General features: G+C 75.2%; 12 protein-coding genes and 1 pseudogene. 7 read left to right on the top strand and 6 right to left on the bottom strand.

Annotated features, from left to right (window positions below; translation table 11 throughout):
- Nucleotides 1–121 precede the first annotated feature (121 nt).
- Nucleotides 122–1,063 carry a TIGR01777 family oxidoreductase gene (locus ACZ6EM_RS20590; protein WP_452179176.1) on the bottom strand — a complete coding sequence of 314 codons (942 nt, stop codon included), beginning with the start codon at nucleotides 1,061–1,063 and terminating at the stop codon, nucleotides 122–124.
- A 233-nt stretch (nucleotides 1,064–1,296) separates the two neighbouring features.
- Here ACZ6EM_RS20590 and ACZ6EM_RS20585 point away from each other — a divergent pair, with 233 nt between their 5' ends.
- Entirely contained in the window at nucleotides 1,297–2,547 is a 1,251-nt protein-coding gene (locus tag ACZ6EM_RS20585; RefSeq protein WP_465772931.1) for a cytochrome P450, read from the top strand.
- Nucleotides 2,548–2,574: 27 nt separating this feature from the next.
- Here the strand turns inward: ACZ6EM_RS20585 and ACZ6EM_RS20580 are convergent, their stop codons facing one another.
- Nucleotides 2,575–5,844 carry an ATP-binding protein gene (locus ACZ6EM_RS20580; protein ID WP_465772930.1) on the bottom strand — a complete coding sequence of 1,090 codons (3,270 nt, stop codon included), beginning with the start codon at nucleotides 5,842–5,844 and terminating at the stop codon, nucleotides 2,575–2,577.
- 235 nt (nucleotides 5,845–6,079) lie between these two features.
- Between ACZ6EM_RS20580 and ACZ6EM_RS20575 the strand changes: the two genes are divergently transcribed.
- Complete coding sequence (locus ACZ6EM_RS20575; protein WP_452179173.1) at nucleotides 6,080–6,931, top strand: class I SAM-dependent methyltransferase; 852 nt, start codon at nucleotides 6,080–6,082, stop codon at nucleotides 6,929–6,931.
- 113 nt (nucleotides 6,932–7,044) lie between these two features.
- Here the strand turns inward: ACZ6EM_RS20575 and ACZ6EM_RS20570 are convergent, their stop codons facing one another.
- The 3 genes and pseudogenes from ACZ6EM_RS20570 to ACZ6EM_RS20560 all read right to left on the bottom strand — a co-directional run bounded on the left by ACZ6EM_RS20570 (nucleotide 7,045) and on the right by ACZ6EM_RS20560 (nucleotide 9,310).
- A complete protein-coding gene (locus ACZ6EM_RS20570; RefSeq protein ID WP_452179184.1) occupies nucleotides 7,045–7,167 on the bottom strand; it encodes a hypothetical protein in 123 nt (40 codons plus the stop codon).
- Between the two features lie 76 nt (nucleotides 7,168–7,243).
- Nucleotides 7,244–7,413 (bottom strand): annotated as a pseudogene (locus tag ACZ6EM_RS20565) (ATP-binding cassette domain-containing protein); the annotation flags it as partial.
- 508 nt (nucleotides 7,414–7,921) lie between these two features.
- Nucleotides 7,922–9,310 (bottom strand): rhodanese-like domain-containing protein, encoded by a 1,389-nt coding sequence (locus tag ACZ6EM_RS20560; protein ID WP_452179172.1) that lies wholly within the window; start codon nucleotides 9,308–9,310, stop codon nucleotides 7,922–7,924.
- Between the two features lie 343 nt (nucleotides 9,311–9,653).
- On the opposite strand from ACZ6EM_RS20560, the gene ACZ6EM_RS20555 reads away from it, so the two are divergent.
- The 5 genes from ACZ6EM_RS20555 to ACZ6EM_RS20535 all read left to right on the top strand — a co-directional run bounded on the left by ACZ6EM_RS20555 (nucleotide 9,654) and on the right by ACZ6EM_RS20535 (nucleotide 16,337).
- Complete coding sequence (locus ACZ6EM_RS20555; RefSeq protein ID WP_465772929.1) at nucleotides 9,654–10,058, top strand: rhodanese-like domain-containing protein; 405 nt, start codon at nucleotides 9,654–9,656, stop codon at nucleotides 10,056–10,058.
- Entirely contained in the window at nucleotides 10,055–10,804 is a 750-nt protein-coding gene (locus tag ACZ6EM_RS20550) for a sulfite exporter TauE/SafE family protein (protein ID WP_465772928.1), read from the top strand. The genes ACZ6EM_RS20555 and ACZ6EM_RS20550 overlap by 4 nt, the downstream gene beginning before the upstream one ends.
- Before the next feature lie 170 nt (nucleotides 10,805–10,974).
- Nucleotides 10,975–11,541: a rhodanese-like domain-containing protein gene (locus ACZ6EM_RS20545; RefSeq protein WP_452179169.1), complete on the top strand. Its 567-nt coding sequence runs from the start codon at nucleotides 10,975–10,977 to the stop codon at nucleotides 11,539–11,541.
- 227 nt (nucleotides 11,542–11,768) lie between these two features.
- Nucleotides 11,769–14,174, top strand: a complete 2,406-nt coding sequence (locus ACZ6EM_RS20540) for an RICIN domain-containing protein (RefSeq protein ID WP_465772927.1) — start codon at nucleotides 11,769–11,771, stop codon at nucleotides 14,172–14,174.
- A gap of 114 nt (nucleotides 14,175–14,288) precedes the next feature.
- Nucleotides 14,289–16,337, top strand: a complete 2,049-nt coding sequence (locus ACZ6EM_RS20535; protein ID WP_465772926.1) for an alpha-galactosidase — start codon at nucleotides 14,289–14,291, stop codon at nucleotides 16,335–16,337.
- Nucleotides 16,338–16,345: 8 nt separating this feature from the next.
- On the opposite strand, the gene ACZ6EM_RS20530 is transcribed toward ACZ6EM_RS20535, so the two are convergent.
- A complete protein-coding gene (locus tag ACZ6EM_RS20530) occupies nucleotides 16,346–16,789 on the bottom strand; it encodes a hypothetical protein (RefSeq protein WP_401047159.1) in 444 nt (147 codons plus the stop codon).
- Between the last annotated feature and the right edge of the window lie 52 nt (nucleotides 16,790–16,841).

The following is a 16,841-nucleotide window of genomic DNA, read 5'->3' as shown; positions in this document are numbered from 1 at the left end:
CCCCCTGGTGTCCCCCGGTGTGTGGCTCCAGGCTCCCGGGAGCCGCCGGGCCCGGGCAAGCGTCGGCGGAGAGCTGTGACGGCCCCGTGACGAAGCCTCGGCGCCGCGCTTCGACGGCGGGCTACCGCCCGCGCAGCCGCCGGACGAGGTTACGGGCGGCCTCCGGCCAGCTCGGGTGGTCGAAGGCGAAGCCGGCGTCGAGCAGGCGGGTCGGGACGACGCGCCTGCTCTTCAGCAGCAGCTCGGTGTCGGAGCGCAGCGCGAAGGCGCCCAGCTCGGCCATCCAGCGGGTGGCGGGCAGGGCCAGCGGCATGCCCCAGGCGGCCCGCAGCTCGCGCATGAACTCGCGCTGGGGCAGCGGGTTCGGGGCCGCGAGGTTGACCGGGCCGGTGAGGTCCTCACGGGCGATCAGGAACTCGACGGCGCGGGCGAAGTCCCGCTCGTGGATCCAGGAGACGTACTGGGCGCCGCCCGCGACGGGGCCGCCGGCGCCGAGCCGGGCCAGCCAGGAGAGCGCGTCGAGGGAGCCGCCGCGTTCGGGGCCGAGGACGGCGGCGGTGCGCAGCGCGACCCGGCGGGTGTGCGGGGTGTCGGCCTCCGCCTGGGTGCGCTCCCAGGCCCGGGCGACGTCGATGCTGTGCCGCCAGGCGGGCGGGGCGTCGGGCTCGCTGCCGCCGATCAGGCCGTCCCGCTCGTCGTTGGGGGCGTCGTGGCGGTGGGCGTAGACGGTGGCGGTGCTCATCTGGAGCCAGGACGCGGGCGGGCGGCGGGCGGCCGCGACGGCCTCGCCGACGACCCGGGTCGACCGCACCCGGGAGTCCATCATCTCCTGCCGGTTCGCCTCCGTGTAGCGGCAGTTGATGCTGCTCCCGGCGAGGTTGAGCACGACGTCGGCGCCGTCGATCTCCGCCGCCCAGGCGCCGAGGGTCCGCCCGTCCCAGCCGACCTGCCGGGGCCCGGCGGGCCTGCGGCTCAGTACGACGACCTCGTGTCCGGCGGCGGTCAGGCTCCGGTCGAGCAGCGCCCCGAGCGCACCCGATCCGCCGGGAATGACGACCTTCATGGGCTCCCCCTCGTGCCTCGGTTCCTCGGAACCAGCCTAGCCCACCCTTCTGAACGCGTTCAATTCTACTGTTCGATCCGTTGCCGCTCGATCCGTCCTCGGACCCGCCGTCCGACCCGCCGCCCCCGGGCGACTGAAACCGTGCTGAAACCGCGTTGAAGGCGGACCCCGGCAAGCTCCTGGCCATCGGAGAGCCCGCCACGAGGCGGCAGAGCGCTGAAGGAGCACCCGGTATGACCACCACCCCCGTCCGGCTCACCCCCGAGGACATCGAGAACCCCGCCGGCGCCTACGCCCGGTTCCGTGGACAGCGCGCACTGCCCCAGGTCGTCCTGCCCGGCCTGGACACCCCGGTCCGGCTGGTCACCCGCTACGCCGACGTCAAGGCCGCCCTCACCGAACCGCGGCTGGTCCGGGACCGCACGGGCATCGCCGCCCCGGCCGGCGCCGAATCCGACCCGCAGGACGAACTGATGGCCGCCGCCTTCGACGGCTTCCCGGCCGAGTACGCCAAGTACCTCTCCGGTCACCTCGCGCTGTTCGACGGCGAGGAGCACGCCCGCCGCCGCGCGCCGCTGACCCGCGCCTTCACCGCCCGCCGGATCGCCGCCCTGCGCGGCTTCGTCGAGCGCACCGCCGACGAGCTGCTGGCCGGCCTCGCCGCCCGGGACGAACCGGCCGACCTGCTGGGCGAGTTCGCCTACCCGCTGACCACCCACCTGGTCTGCGAGCTGGTCGGCGTCGAGGAGGCCGACCGGCCCCGGGTCTGCGACTGGATCCGCGACTTCGCGTACGGCGACGGCAGCCGGATGATCGAGGGCCTGGTCGGCATCGTCGACCACGTCAGGGAACTGGTCGCCCGCCGCCGTTCCGAGCGCACCGAGGACCTCGTCTCCGCCCTGGTGCACGACACCCGCGAGGGCGAGCAGCCGCTGGACGAGGACGACCTGATCTCGATCGTCGTCCTGCTGATCAACACCGGCATCACCCCGCCCGCCCTGTTCCTCGCCCACGGCCTGCTCGCCCTGTTCGACCACCCCGACCAGCTGGCCCGGCTGCGCGCCGAGCCGAAGCTGCTGGAGCGGGCCGTCCCCGAACTGCTGCGCCACATCACCCTGGTCCGGATCGGCGCGACCCTGTACGCGGCCGAGGACTTCGAGTTCGCCGGGACGGCGCTGCGCGCCGGCGACCCGGTCACCGTCGCCCTGCTGGCCGCCGACCACGACCCGCAGGAGTACGGCGAGGCGCCCGAACGCCTGGACATCGCCCGGGAGTTCGGACGTGGCGACGGCCACCTGGCGTTCGGCCACGGCGCGCACTACTGCCTGGGCGCGGCCCTCGGCCGGCTGGTCACCTCGGTGGTGCTGGAGCGGGTGGTGATCCGGCGGCCGGAAGCGGCGCTGGGGGTCGCCCGGGACGAGCTGGAGTTCGGCCACTGGCCGGCCGACGGCTTCCACCTGCTGCGGCTGCCGGTGCGGCTCTGAGCGGCTGCCGTCGCGGCGGGCCGGATCTCAGGCGTCCGGACCGCACGGTCGGACGCCCGCCAGCCGGCGGGCCTCGGCCGCCAGGGCGGTGCGGTCCGCCGCCCCGTACTCGGCGATCGCCCGACGGCACTCCCCCGGGTCGGCCCGCTCGGCCTCGGCCCGGGCCTCCGCCGAGCCCATGGTCGGCCGGAAGTTGCGCAGGCAGCGGAACCGCTCGGCCAGCACGACCAGCCGCACGCCCGCCCTGGTCCGCTCGGGATCGCCGTCGCGGGCGCCCCGGTCCAGCGCCGCCAGGCCGAGTGCCAGCAGCAGCGCCCCGGCGAGCGGGCCCTCCACCAGGGCGGCCGGCCGGTCGAGCAGTTCGGCCAGCCGCTCCGGGAGTCCGGCGGCCAGGGCGGCCACCCGGTCCGGCTCGCCGTGCCGGGCGTGCGCGGCCACGCAGGCCGCCACCAGCTCAAGCGCCCAGGACGGGTCGGGGAGGGGCTCCGCGGGCGGCTCCGCACCGCGGGCGAGCAGTTCCGCGGGCAACTCCGCGGCACGCGCGAGCAGTTCCGCGGGCGGCTCCGCGGCACGCGTGACCATGGCGACGGACCGCCGCCACAGCGCCAGCCCGGTCCGCACCTCGCCCCGGGCGAGGGCGATCTCCGCCCGGGCGCCCAGCTCGGGGGTGAGCAGGTCGACGGCATCGGCCGGCCGGTGCCGCACCGCCAGCTCCAGCCAGTGTTCGGCACCGTCCGGGTCCCCGGCCTGCAGACTGCCGATCACCATGCCCCAGCGCAGGCCCAGCATGTCGCTCCAGTCGCCGAGCCGGTCCAGCTCGGCCATCGCCGCACGCAGCAGCGGCAGCGCCTCGGCGCCGCGCTCGCCCTGGAGGTGCAGTTCGCCGAGGCGGGCGAGCGCGAGCACCCGCAGCCAGGGCACCGGCAGCGCCTCGACGGCCGCCAGCGTCCGCCGCGCCGAGGCGGTCGCCCGCTCCGTCTCCTGGGCGCGCTCCCACCGGTAGCCGGCCACCGCCTCGGCCACACCGGCGAGCAGCGGTTCCGGGGCGGCGCACAGGACTGCCAGCGCGCTGCCGTCCAGAGCGCCGTCCACAGCGCCGTCCGGACCGTCCGGCGTGGAGCCCAGCACCTCGGGGACGGCCGCCATCACGGTGGCGATCGCCCGGACCGGGGTGTCCGGCGCGGCCGGGGGCAGTCGGCGCAGGGCGGCGAGCAGGCGCAGCGCGCCGGTGCCGGTGCCGAGCCCGCCGCCCGCGGCGAGCAGGGTGTTGACGGTGCTCAGCGCGGTGAGGGTGCGCACCGGCTCCAGCAGTTCGGGCCCGGGGCGCAGCCGGGAGACCGGGCCGCCGGTGTCCTCGGCGAGGGCGAGCAGCCGGACGTAGTTGCCCTCGGCGGTCCACAGCCCGGCGAGGACGGCGGCGGTGGCGGCGACCGTCGGTCCGTCCCCGGCGGCGAGGGCCAGGCGCAGCGCGCGGACCAGGTTGTCCTGTTCGGCCCGGACCAGCCGCCACTGCGGCACGGCCGCCGGGCCGAACGGGCCGTCGTGGTGGGCGATGCCGAACTCCCGTGCCCAGGTGAGGAATCCGGCGGTGACGGTCTCGTCCTCCGCCGCCTTCGTCCGCTCGGCCGCGCCGAACTCGCGGACCGTCTCCAGCATCCGGAACCGTCCGCCGCTCGGGGTGTCGGCCAGGCGCAGCAGGGACTGGTCGACCAGGTCCTCCAGGACGGTCAGGACGTCGGCACCGGTGCTGTCGGCGGCGGCGCCGAGCAGCCGCTCCGCCGCCTCGGCGGTGAAACCGCCGGGGAAGACGGACAGCGCGCGCAGGGCGGCCCGGCCCGGCGGGTCCAGCAGGTTCCAGCTCCAGTCGACCACGGCCTGCAGGGTGCGGTGGCGCTGCGGCGCGTCGCGCGGTCCGCCGCGCAGCAGGGCGAAGCGGTCGGCCAGCCGGTCGGCGATCCCGGTCACCGTCAGCACCCGCACCCGGGCCGCCGCCAGCTCCAGCGCCAGCGGCAGCCCGTCCAGCCGGGCGCACAGGCCGGCGACCGGACCGACGGGCAGCTCGACGTCGGGCCGGGCCGCGCGGGCCCGCTGGGCGAACAGCTCGACGGCGGCCGCCCGGTCCAGCTCGGGGAGCAGGTACAGCGATTCGGCAGAGATCCCGAGCGGCGTGCGGCTGGTGGTGAGCACCCGCAGGTCGGGGCGGGCCGCGACCAGCGCCCGCACCAGGTCGGCGACGCCGCGCACCACCTGCTCGCAGTTGTCCAGCACCAGCAGCACCGGCCCGGGGCCCAGGGCGCCGGCGATCCCCGCCCGGTCCCCGGTGCCGAGCGAGGCCGCGACCGCCCCGGCCACGTCCCGGTCGGCAGCCACTGCGGCGAGCGGCACCAGGTGCACCACCCGCTGCGTCGCCGCGCGTGCCACGGCGGCGGCCAGCCGGGTCTTGCCGAGCCCGCCGGGGCCGACCACCGACACCACCCGGGCGGCGCCCAGCAGCTCCGCCACGGCGACGAGGTCGGCTTCCCGGCCCACCAGGGCGTTCGGCTCGTGCGGCACCCCGCGCCGCACCGGCGCCGCCTCGCCGCGCAGCAACTCCTGGTGCAGTTGCCGCAGTTCGGGGCCGGGGTCGGCGCCCAGGGTGTCCCGCAGGCCGCGGCGGTAGCGGTCGTACCGGCCCAGCGCGGCCGCCGCCCCGGCCGTCCGGGCCTCGCTGCGCAGCAGCTCCAGCAGCACCTCCTCGTCCCTCGGCTGCCCGGCGGCCTCCTCGGCGAGCGCCTCGACGGCCTCCGGGTGCAGCCCGGTGCGCGCCAGCGCGAGCGCCCGGCCACGCCGCAACGCCCGGTGGGTAGGGTCCCGCTCGACGCGCAGCGCGGACACCGGGTCCGTCCCGTCGGGGTCGGCGGGCCCGCTCTCGCCTTCCCAGAGCTCCAGCCCCGTCTCGGCCTCGGCGAGCGCCCCGGCGTGGTCCCCGGCCCGCGCCTTCTCGGCGCAGGCGGCGGCGTGCAACAGCACGGCGGAGGCGTCCACCCGCTCCTCCCCGAGCCCCAGCCGGTACCCGGTCGGCGTGCTGACGATCAGGTCCGCCCCGAACTTCGCCCGCGCCCGCGACACCAGCACCTGCAGCGCCTTCTCCGGCCGCTCGGGCCCGTCCTCCGGCCACAGCCCGTCCAGCAGGCTCCCCCGGCCGCACCCGCCCCGCACCTCCCGCGCCAACAGCGCGAGCAGCCCCCGCAATCCGGGGGCGGTGACCTCCTCGCCTCGGCAGGAGACGGTGGACAGTATCCGCAGTTCGATCGTCACCGCGTCAGGCTAGCGATCACCCACGGGCCGCCGTCGCCGGGCTCCGCGACCACCCGCCCGCGCACCGGTCCTGATCCCCGGTCAGCGGACGCGGGCCTTGTGCCGCGGCACTCCGGTGCCTAGGGTCTCGATGTATCGGTTCGATACATCGCGCCGTCCGGGTCGGGTCGACCCCGGTCGGCCGCAGCGCGCTGTGCACCCACCCGGCACAGACCGCCGATCCGAAGGAGCTTCGATGACGGGGACCGACCGCACCACCGGGCACCACCAGGACGCCGCACCGGGCCACCTGCGCACCGGGCAGCCGTCCGCACAGGACGAACGGCGGCTGCACGGCTCGTCGTTCGGAAGGGCGGCGGTCGCCTATGCCGAGCACCGCCCGGACTACGCGCGGGCCGCCGTGCGCTGGGCCCTCGACACCGCGCCGGGCCCGCGGGTGCTCGACCTCGGCGCCGGGACGGGCAAGCTCACCGCCACGCTGGTCGCCCTCGGCCACGACGTCGTGGCGGTCGAGCCCGACCCGGCGATGCTGGCCGAGCTGCGCGGCACACTGCCGGACGTGCGCGCGCTGCCGGGCAGCGCCGAGGCGATCCCGCTGGCGGACGGCTCCGTCGACGCGGTGGTGTCCGGCAACGCCATGCACTGGTTCGACATGGACGTCGCGGGCCCGGAGATCGCCCGGGTCCTCGCGCCCGCCGGTGTGCTGGCCGGCCTGTGGAACGTCTTCGACGACGGAGTCGACTGGGTGGCCGACCTCGCCCGCGTCACCGGCCCCGCCGCCATCGGCCCGCGCGACGTGCCCGCCGGCTGGCGCACCGAGACGGCGCGGATGCACCTGCCCAGGTCCGGCGGGGGCGCGTGGTTCGACTCGCCGGAGCAGGCGGAGTTCCCGCACGGGCAGCAGCGGACCGCGGAGTCCCTCGCCGCCACCCTCGCGACGAAGGCGGGCGTCCTGGTCATGCCGGAGCAGGAGCGGAAGGCCCTGCTGGACGCCACCCACGCCTATCTCGCCGACCGACCGGAGACCGGCTCCGGCGAGTTCACCCTCCCGATGCTGACCGGCGTGCTGCGCGTCCGCCGGATGTGAGCCCCGCCGCCGCGCCCGTCCGACGACCGGCGGGCCCCCGCTCCCCGGTGATCCGGTGATCCGGTGATCCGGTGATCCGGTGATCCGGGGAGCGGGGGCCGCCGAAGGGGCCGTCAGCTGTCAGCCCGGAACGCCCCGTGGACGCGCAGGTTGCTGTTGATCGCCACCTTGTCGTCGGTGGTGTGCAGGACCCAGGCGTCCCCGGTCCGGACCGAGAGGTGCCCGTTGGCGTTCACCTTCCCGCGGCGGGCCGTCCAGCGTCTCCAGCACGTTGTCGACGGTCAGCCCGCCGTCCCGGTCCCGCACCCACGTGGGGTGGTGGGCGGTGTCGCGGCCGTCCACGGTTACGCGCCCGCGCAGGTACCGCCGGTGAAGTGCGGCACGAGGCCGTTGACGGCGCCGAGCAGAGTGGACTTGCCGGCGCCGGTGCGGCCGACCACCAGGCAGAGCTCGCCCTCCGGGATGTGGAGGTCGACGTCGCGCCGCCGGGAACAGGGTGGCGAGGGCGGGTATCGCGAGCGGGCCGAGGGAGCGGGCCGAGGGAGCGGCGAACGGCGGGCATGGGATGCCTTTCCGGGCCCGCACGCAGGGGCCCGGAAGGCGTCGGCGAGCGCCGAGGGGCCAGCGGGCTCCGGCCCGCAGACCACGACGGGAGGAGGGGTGACACACCTCCGCCGACGGGTACTCGGGCTCGCCGCCGACGCGGGGCCGGCGGCCTACCGTTGCGGGTCAGCGCCGGATTCGGACCGGACTTCCCCCCTCGGCGGAGTCACGACATGACGGCCCATGATGGCGATGCCCCGAACAGCGGGTCAAGAGACCCCGGGCCCGGCCCCCCTTGAACAGCGGCCTCGTCATCACCGGGCCGAGGCCGACGACCTGATCACCACCGACGACGGGGTCGTCCGGTTCGCGAGTGAGGCTCGCCCTTGGTCCAAGCCTCGTGCGCGCACGATGAAACGGGACGTCCCGGCCTCAACTGGCGGTACGTCATGACGCTTGAGCCGGGTGGATGAGGGTGTGCCAGGCATCGTAGCCGCCGAGGAGGTCGGAGACCTCGGTGTGACCGTGGTGGCGCAGCAGGCTGGCGGCGATGGAGGAGCGGTGACCGCTGGCGCAGTGGACGACGAGGGGGCCGCCGGTGGGGATCTCGTCGAGGCGGCCTGGGAGTTCGGTCAGGGGGATGTGCAGGGATCCTTCGATGGAGCCGGTTTCGCGCTCGCCGCAGGTGCGCACGTCCAGGACGGTGGGGGGCTGCGTGTCGGTGAGGGCGGTACGGAGCTGGTCGACGGTGAGGCGGCCGGCGGGGGTGACCTCGTCGGCGAGGGCGGGCAGGGCGTTGCCGGGGTTGCGCAGGTAGCCGGCGATGTGGTCGAAGCCGATGCGGGCGAGGCGGGTGACGACCTCGCCCTCGCGGTCCTGCGGGGCGATGATCGCGATGGTGCTGTCGGGGGTGAGGACGGTGCCGGCCTGTTCGGCGAAGCGGCCGTCGACGGGGACGTTGATGGCGCCGCGGATGTGTCCGGCGCCGAAGTCCTGGGGGCTGCGCGCGTCGAGGACGACGGCGCCCGCGTAACGGGCCTCCTTGAAGCCTTCGGGGCACAGGGGCCGGGCTGTGTTCGTGGGATCGAGCAGCGGGCGGTCCTGCCGGTTGAGGGCGGCGTCGTGGCCGAAGTAGGCAGGGGCGGTGGACTGGCCGGCGGTGACGATGCGGACGAAGGTGTCCTGATCCATGGGACGGCAGGCGTAGTTGGTCAGTCGCTGCGTCCCGATGGTGGACTGGCGGTCGGTGGAGAGGTTCTTGCCGCAGGCCGAGCCGGCACCGTGGGCGGGGAAGACGAGAGTCTCGTCGGGCAGAGTGAGCAGCTTGCGGTGGACGCTGTCGTACAGCATCGCGCCGAGTTCGGCGGCGGTGACGCCGGCCGAGGCGAGCAGGTCGGGGCGGCCGACATCGCCGATGAACAGCGCGTCGCCGGTGAGCACACCGTACGGGACGGTGTCGTCGGGCTGCTCGAAGACCAGGATGCTGATCGACTCGGGCGTGTGGCCGGGGGTTTCGAGGACCTGGACGGTGACGTCGCCGAGTTCGATCCGCTCTCCGTCGGCGAGCTTGCGGATGGGGTACTCGGTCTCGGCGCGGTGACCGTAGCCGATCCAGGCGCCGGTGCGGGCGGCGAGTTCGAGGTGGCCGGCCAGGAAGTCGGCGTGGAAGTGGGTGTTGATGACGCCGACGACGGTCAGGCCACGTGCCATGGCGTCGGCGAGGTACTCGTCGACGTCCCGGCGGGGGTCGACGATCACGGCCTGGCCGGTGCGTTCGTCGGCGATCAGGTAGGAGGCCTGGGAGAGGCAGTCGAGGTAGTACTGGCTGAAGATCACGGGGTTGTCTCCTCCGGGTCGGGCCTCGGCCTTCTCCTGGTTGGCGAAGCCGGATTCCTGGGCGCCACAGCGCCATCGTGATACCCCCCTCGGTATATTTGCGAGCATACGGCTTCGGGAGCCGATACGGGCGGGGGTATGTCCGAACGATTTCGATAATACCCCCGGGGGTACTATGGTGAAGCCATCGAGGGGGCCGGCCACCGCCGCCGAGCCGATACGGGCGGGGCCGAGGACGCACCGGTCACGCCGCCGTACCGGGCCACCGGGCCCGTACGGACGCCCGCGCCGCCCCCGACCTGCCGGACCAGTGCGGTCCGGTCTGCACCACTGGAGACACCGCATGCCTTTGCTGCCGCACGCCCACGGGTCCGCTCCCCACGAACACCGCACCCACGGACACCGCACCCACGGGCGGACCACCCCCGCCGAGGCCCACGAACTCGCCCGCACCGGCGCCGCCGTGCTGCTCGACGTCCGGGAGGCCGCCGAGTTCGCCGCCGGGCACGCCCCCGGCGCGCTGCACCAGCCGCTGATCGGCCTGGTCGCCGGTGTCCCGCTGCCGCCCGCGGCGGCCGGCCGGACCGTGCTGGCGATCTGCCGCTCCGGCCACCGCTCCCGGCGCGCCGCGGAGTTGCTCGCCCAGCGCGGCGTCGAGGTGCTGAACATGGCCGGCGGCATGAACGCCTGGGCCCTGTCCGGGCTCCCGGTCACCACGCCCGACGGAAGCGCCGGGCACGTGATATGACCACGCTGCTCCTGGCACTCGCCGCCGGCGCGGTGGTCGGGCTCGCCCTGGGCGGGCTGGGCGGCGGCGGCAGCATGCTCGCCGTACCCGCCCTGGTCTACCTGCTGGGCTTCAGCCCGGCGCTGGCCACGACCGCCAGCCTGGTGATCGTCGCCGCGACCTCCCTGACCGGCCTGATCGCCCACGCCCGGGCGGGCCGGGTCCGCTGGCGCACCGGCGGCCTGTTCGCCGCCGCCGGACTGCCCCTCGCCGCGGCCGCCGGGGCGCTGTCCGCCCACCTGCCGGGCGCGCTGCTGACCGGCGCCTTCGCGGTGCTGGCGGCGCTCGCGGCCTTCCGGATGCTGAGGCCGCCCAAGGTCGAGGCGCAGGAACGTTCCGCCGCAGGACTCGGCCGCTCCACGGCCGCGGGCGCCGGGCTCGGCACCGTCACCGGACTGCTCGGCGTCGGCGGCGGCTTCCTCGCCGTACCGGCCCTGGTCTCGGTGCTCGCCTTCACCATGGCCGAGGCGGTCGGCACCAGCCTGCTGGTCATCACCGCCAACTCGCTCGCCGCCCTGCTGCCCCGCCTGGGCGCGACCGGCGCGATCGACTGGGCCGTGGCCGCCCCCTTCGCCGGGGCCGCGATCCTCGGCGCCTGGGACGGCAAGCGGCTGGCCGACAAGCTCAGCGGGCGCACCCTGCGGAAGGCCTTCGCCGTCGCCCTGCTCGCCGTCGCCGCGCTGATGCTGATCAGCACGCCGGCCTGATTCACCATGCCGGGCCGATCAGCACGCCGGCCTGATTCAGCACGCCGGGCCGACCACCGCAACGGGCCGACCACGGCGCCACCGCGGCGGGCCGACGCCCAGCCCCCGACGCCCAGCCCCCGACCCCCATCCCCACCCACACCCCCTTCCCGAGAGGACCCCACACCCCCATGACCACGCCGCTGACCGTCGAGCAGCTCCAGCCCCGCCTCGGGCAGCTCACCCTCATCGACGTCCGCTCCCCCGGCGAGTACGCCGCGGGCCACATCCCCGGCGCCCTCAACGTCCCGCTCGACCAGCTGGACCGCGCCCTGCCCGCGCTGCGCGGGGCCGCCGCGCACGGCGAGATCGCCGTCGTCTGCGCCGCCGGGCCTCGCGCCGACAACGCGTGCCGCCGGCTGTCCGACGCCGGCGTCCCGACCCTCACCCTGACCGGCGGCACCAACGCCTGGGCGAACGCCGGCCGGCCGCTGGACCAGGTGGCCGGCGCCCGCCGGGTGTGGGCACTGGACCGCCAGGTCCGCCTGGTGGCCGGCTCGCTGGTGCTGGCCGGGGTGCTGATCGACCTCGCCCTGCCGGGCGCCCGCTGGGTCTCCGCGGCCGTCGGCGGCGGGCTGGCCTTCTCCGCCCTGACCAACACCTGCGCGATGGGATCGATGCTCTCCAAGTTCCCGTACAACCGGCCCCGCTCCGGCACGCCGAGCCTGGACGAGACGCTCGCCACCCTGAAGCGCTGAACCCCGCCCCAGGACGTGAAGGCTCCCGCCCACCCCCGTCGGGCGGGAGCCTTCACCATTCGTCCCGGTCACCTCCCGGAAGCCCTTACCGCACATCCCGTTGACGCGACCGAAACAACCATGTGAAATGTCACCCATCACATGCGATGCATCATAGCTCGGCTTTCCCACCCGATTTGAACGTTCCAACGCCATCACGCCACCGACCGACCGGAGGTAGCTCCGCCATGCCGCCCCGCCCCCGCGCCTTACCCACCGGTCTCGCCCTCCTGGCCGTCCTCACCGCCCAGGCCCTCGGCGCCGCCCCGGCCCCGGCCGCCGCCGGAGCACCGCTCGTCGACGGCGGCAGCTACCTGCTCGGCTCCGCGCTGGACGGCTCCTGCCTCGGCCCCCAGTACGCCCAGCCCGCCCCCGGCACCCCGGTGCTCGGCGCGGCCTGTGGACGGCTGCTCAGCCAGCGCTGGCAGCTGCGCCGCACCGGCGGCGACTACCTCCTGGTCAACGCCGCCAGCGGCCGCTGCCTCACCCTCGGCGGCCCGGACCGCCGCCCCGCCACCGCCGACTGCGGCTCCGCCCCCGAGGCCGAGCGCTTCACGGTCTCCCGTGCTCCGCAGGGCACCTACACCCTCGCCGTCCGCGGCACCGGCGCCTGTCTGACCGCCGACCCGGCCCCGGCGAACCACCACTGCGACCACCGCCCGGCCCACCGCTGGACGCTCACCCGCACCGAGCCGCTGGTCCTCGCCGACCCCGGCTTCGAGCAGAGCGACGGGAGCGGCGCCTCCGCCACCGGCGCCCCGTCCACCGCCGCCGGCTGGACCTTCACCGCCCACACCGGCACCGCCACCAACAACCCGCACGGCGGCAGCCGCCTCGCCTACCTCGACGCCGGCCCCGGTTACACGGTGAGCCAGCAGGTCACCGCCGTCACCGCGGGCACCTACGACCTGTCCGCCTGGATCGCGACGGGCGGCGCCGGCGGCAGCCTCTCGGTGAGCGTCAACGGCACCGTGGTGCGCTCCCTGCCGCTGCCCGCGCAGTCCACCTACGCGAAGTACACCCTCCCCCGGGTGCGGGTCGCCGCCGGCGACCGGCTCGCCCTCACCATCGGCTCCTCCCCGACGGGCTGGGTCAACGTGGACGACGCCGCCGTCGCCCCGTCCGCCCCCAACGACCCGGTGATCAGCTCCTCCGACCCCGAGGTCGTCGCCCTCTTCGACTGGGCCAAGACCAAGGCCAACAGCTGGGTCCAGCAGCCCGGCGCCACCGGTGTGCTCGACCAGGACGAGAACCACCCCGGCGGCACCGGCACCACCACCTACGACGCCTCCTACTGGGCCGGCTACCCGTTCCGCTCCGCCTTCTACAGCCGTGACTTCGCCCACCAGCTGGTCGGCGCCCACCTGCTCGGGCTGGACGCCGAGAACAAGACCATGCTGCGCGGCTTCGCGGCCTCCGCCACCGACGTCAACCGGCTCTACCCGGTCTGGGCGCTCAACTTCGACGCCCGCAGCTACGCGGCCATCGACTACCGCGGCCCGGACCGCTTCGTCCGCGAGCTGCCCGCGCCGTTCGAACTCGTCCAGCAGGCCGGCGAGGCCTTCCGCTGGACCGGCGACCGGGACTACGCCGAGGACCCGGGCCTGGGCCGCTACGTCCGCAACACCCTCGGCCCGTTCATCGCCGCCCGCCCCGGCCCGGTCGACAACGGCGGGGTGCCGATCCCGCAGGCCACCAGCCGCAGCATCTTCGCCGGCACCGCCAGCTACGCCGAGAACGCCACCCGCACCTACGCCGAGGCGGGCGACGCGGTCGGCGCCCAGTACCAGGCCTACCTCGCCGCCGCGACACTGGCCGAGGCCCGGGGCGACTCCGCCTCCGCCGCCGGCTACCGGAAGGCCGCCGACCAGCTGCACACGTACGTCAACTCCACCTGGAGCGTGGACGGTTCGCAGCCCGGCGAGGTCGTCCACGGCTACGACACCACCGGCAAGCCGATCACCGGCTGGGGCTACGAGGCGAGCGTGCTGATGCCGGTCAAGCGGCTGCTCGACCCGGGCCCGCGCCGGGACGGCTTCCTCGCCGCCGTCGACGCCGCCGACTCCGGCCCGGAGCGCTCGGCCAACCTGGAGGCCTACACCTACCTCCCGGACGCCTTCCTCGCCAACCACGACGGCACCACCGCCTGGAAGTGGATGCGGCACATCTACGAGAGCACCGGCCAGCCGCACGTGAGCGGCGCGATGCTCAACGGCGACTACCCCGAGGTCCCGTTCACCCTGCTCGCCCAGACCGTCCAGGGCCTGCTCGGCGTCACCCCGGACGCCGCCGGCCACGCGCTCACCACCGCCCCGCAGCTGCCCTCCTCGATGGGCTGGCTCCAGGTCGCGGGCATCCCGGTGGGCGCCGGCACGGTGACCGTCCGCCACGACGGCACCCAGCGCAGCACCGTCACCAACACCGGTACCGAGCGGCTGACCTGGGAGGCCCGCTTCCCCGGGCAGCACGCCCGCGTCACCGTCGACGGCGCGCCGCGCGAGGCCCGCACCACGACCGTCGACGGCGTGACCTACACCTCCACCACCGTGACCCTCGCCCCGGGCCGCTCCGCGACCGCGACCGTCACCGACTGACCCCCACACCGCCCCACCCGCGGCCGGCCGGCCCCACCCGGCCGGCCGCGATCCCCTCTCCCCCCATGAGCTTTCCCGACCAACCGGTCCCCCCACATCCTCAGGAGTGCGCACATGCGCCGAACCCGCCGCCGTCTCGCGGCATCCCTCCTGTCCCTCGCCCTCGCCACCGCCGGCCTGGGAGCCGTCGGCCTCGGCACGGCCGCGCCGGCCGCCGCGCTCGGCAACGGCAACGCCCTGACCCCGCCCATGGGCTGGAACTCCTGGAACTCCCTCGGCACCGAGGTCACCCAGGAGCAGGTCGTCCAGACCATCGACTTCATGGCCGCGAACGGCCTGGTGGCGGCCGGGTACGACACCGTCACCATCGACGACGGCTGGTCGCTCTGGCACCGCGACGGCCAGAGCACCGACCTGGTCCGCAACGCCGACGGCGGCATGCAGCTGTACGACAACGCCGGGAACCCGGTCAGCGGCACCGACGGCACCGGCAACGACCCCACCTCCGGCCACCTGATCCCCCGCCCCGACCACTTCCCCGCGCAGACCGTGGACGGGCGCAGCGTCAACGGCATCGAGTACCTGGCCCGCTACGCGCACGGCAAGGGCATGAAGTTCGGCCTCTACGCCACCGACACCTACCTCACCTGCCAGATGCACCCCGGCAGCCTCGGCCACGAGTCCACCGACGCGGCCGACTTCGTCTCCTGGGGCGTCGACTTCGTCAAGTACGACGACTGCCCGTACGGCCCGCAGATCGTCGGCCCGGACGGGCACAACTACTACACCCAGGGCGAGGGCAAGGAGCTGACCCGCTCGGTCTACGCCCGGGTGCAGACCTTCCAGCGTGCCCTGGACGCCGCCTCCGCCACCCAGGGCAGGCCCAAGGTCACCCTCAGCGTCTCCGCCCAGCCCGCCCACACCGGCGTCCCGTACCTGCTCGCCGCCGACGACCCGGCCCGCACGGACCCGGTGGTCCAGGCCGCCGGGACGGCTCCGTTCCACGCCCCCGGCTACGCGCCCACCGGCGTCTGGTGCGGCCAGGTCGCCAACCTCTGCCGGATCGGCGGCGACCGGGACAGCGAGCTCGACGGGGTGCTCTGGAACGGGCAGCTGCAGACCGCGCTGCAGTACCCGGGCAACGTCCGCCCGGGCAGCTGGAACGACCTGGACATGATGTTCACCGGCTGGCAGGACGTCTACGGCCTGTGGGGCACCACCGACACCTGCGTCTGCCACAAGCCCTTCACCGACGACGAGTCCCGCACCGAGACCTCGATCCTCGCCATGCTCGCCGCGCCGCTGATCTCCGGCGCCGACCTGCGCACCGCCGCGCAGTCCCGGCACAGCGACGGCGGCTACACCTGGTCCACCGGGATCGACGACGCGAGCCTGGCGATCCTGAAGAACCGCGAGGTGATCGCGATCGACCAGGACGGCCTCGCCAAGCCCGCCACCCTGGTCGGCGCCAAGCCGGCCGACGGGCGCGCGCCGGTGGTCCTCAAGCGGCAGCTCGCCAACGGCGACACCGCCGTGCTGCTCGTCAACCAGGACCCGGCGGCCGGCCGCAGCGTCTCCACCAGTCTCACCGAACTCGGCCTCGGCGGCTCCGGCTACCGGGCCAAGGAGCTGTGGACGGGCGCGAGTTCGACCGTCACCGGGCCGATCGGCGCCTCGCTCCCGGCGCACGGCGCGGCCCTCTACCGGCTCACCCCGACGTCGACGGGCGGGCCGTCGGGCGTCGTCGACGACGGGAAGTACCACACGCTGACCAGCGGCGGCCTCGCGCTCTCGCTGCTCGGCTCCTGCACCGCGCCGATCGGCTCGATCACCGACCTGGAGCCCGCGCGCCCCGGTGACGCGGCGCAGCAGTGGACCTTCACCACCAACCCCGACGGCACCGTCCGGATCACCGACAACTGCGCCACCGCCACCCACCGGCACACCGTGCTCTCCGCCGGGAACTCGGCCGGCTACAGCGCCTACCTGCTCGACCTGTCGCCCGGCAACCCCTGGCAGGAGTGGAAGCTGACGCAGGGCGAGGCCGGCGTCACCGTCACCAACGTCGCCACCGGCCTCGCCCTCGACGCGCGCGCCGGCACCGCCGGCACCCCCGTCACCACCCGCCCGGCAGCCGGCCAGAGCTGGGCCGTCGGGTCCTGAGGAACCTCTCAGTCCCTCGTGCCGGCCGTCCGCTCGGTGGAGCGGGCGGCCGGCATCCGGACCAGCACGGCCACGCTCAGGCCGAAGATCAGCACGCCCAGCGGGACGTGGACCGACGGCACGTGGGCGATGCCGAGGACGACCTGCGCCGAGGCCAGCACCAGGAAACCCGACGCGTACAGGATCGGACGGGGCGAGCCGCCGCCCGGCCGCCAGGCCAGGACGGCGGCGAGCACGTACAGCATCGAGGCCCCGTACATCACCCGCGCGCCGATGCCGTGCAGCAGTTCGCCGTAGGAGGTGGAGAGCAGCAGGCCGGCCGAGACCGCCTGGAGGAGGACGGTCGCGGTCTGGAGCGCGACGGAGACCCGCAGGAAGGCCCGGGTACGCTGTTCCACCGCCGTTCCCGGCACCGTCCCCGTCGCCGCCCTCGCCGTGGTGTGGATGGCCATGTCGTGTTCCCCTCTTCTGCCTCGCGGCGGTTGATCGATAGTGTCCCGGTGA

Source organism: Kitasatospora sp. NPDC041917, from assembly GCF_055589745.1.
This window is presented reverse-complemented; position numbering and strand designations above follow the sequence as displayed.

What these genes read in the sequence shown, in the direction of transcription:
- ACZ6EM_RS20555 (WP_465772929.1), top strand. Translation starts at nt 9,654, where the DNA reads ATGCCTTTGCTGCCGCACGCCCACGGGTCCGCTCCCCACGAACACCGC.
- ACZ6EM_RS20540 (WP_465772927.1), top strand. Translation starts at nt 11,769, where the DNA reads ATGCCGCCCCGCCCCCGCGCCTTACCCACCGGTCTCGCCCTCCTGGCC.
- ACZ6EM_RS20545 (WP_452179169.1), top strand. Translation starts at nt 10,975, where the DNA reads ATGACCACGCCGCTGACCGTCGAGCAGCTCCAGCCCCGCCTCGGGCAG.
- ACZ6EM_RS20590 (WP_452179176.1), bottom strand. Translation starts at nt 1,063, where the DNA reads ATGAAGGTCGTCATTCCCGGCGGATCGGGTGCGCTCGGGGCGCTGCTC.
- ACZ6EM_RS20530 (WP_401047159.1), bottom strand. Translation starts at nt 16,789, where the DNA reads ATGGCCATCCACACCACGGCGAGGGCGGCGACGGGGACGGTGCCGGGA.
- ACZ6EM_RS20550 (WP_465772928.1), top strand. Translation starts at nt 10,055, where the DNA reads ATGACCACGCTGCTCCTGGCACTCGCCGCCGGCGCGGTGGTCGGGCTC.
- ACZ6EM_RS20585 (WP_465772931.1), top strand. Translation starts at nt 1,297, where the DNA reads ATGACCACCACCCCCGTCCGGCTCACCCCCGAGGACATCGAGAACCCC.
- ACZ6EM_RS20535 (WP_465772926.1), top strand. Translation starts at nt 14,289, where the DNA reads ATGCGCCGAACCCGCCGCCGTCTCGCGGCATCCCTCCTGTCCCTCGCC.
- ACZ6EM_RS20575 (WP_452179173.1), top strand. Translation starts at nt 6,080, where the DNA reads ATGACGGGGACCGACCGCACCACCGGGCACCACCAGGACGCCGCACCG.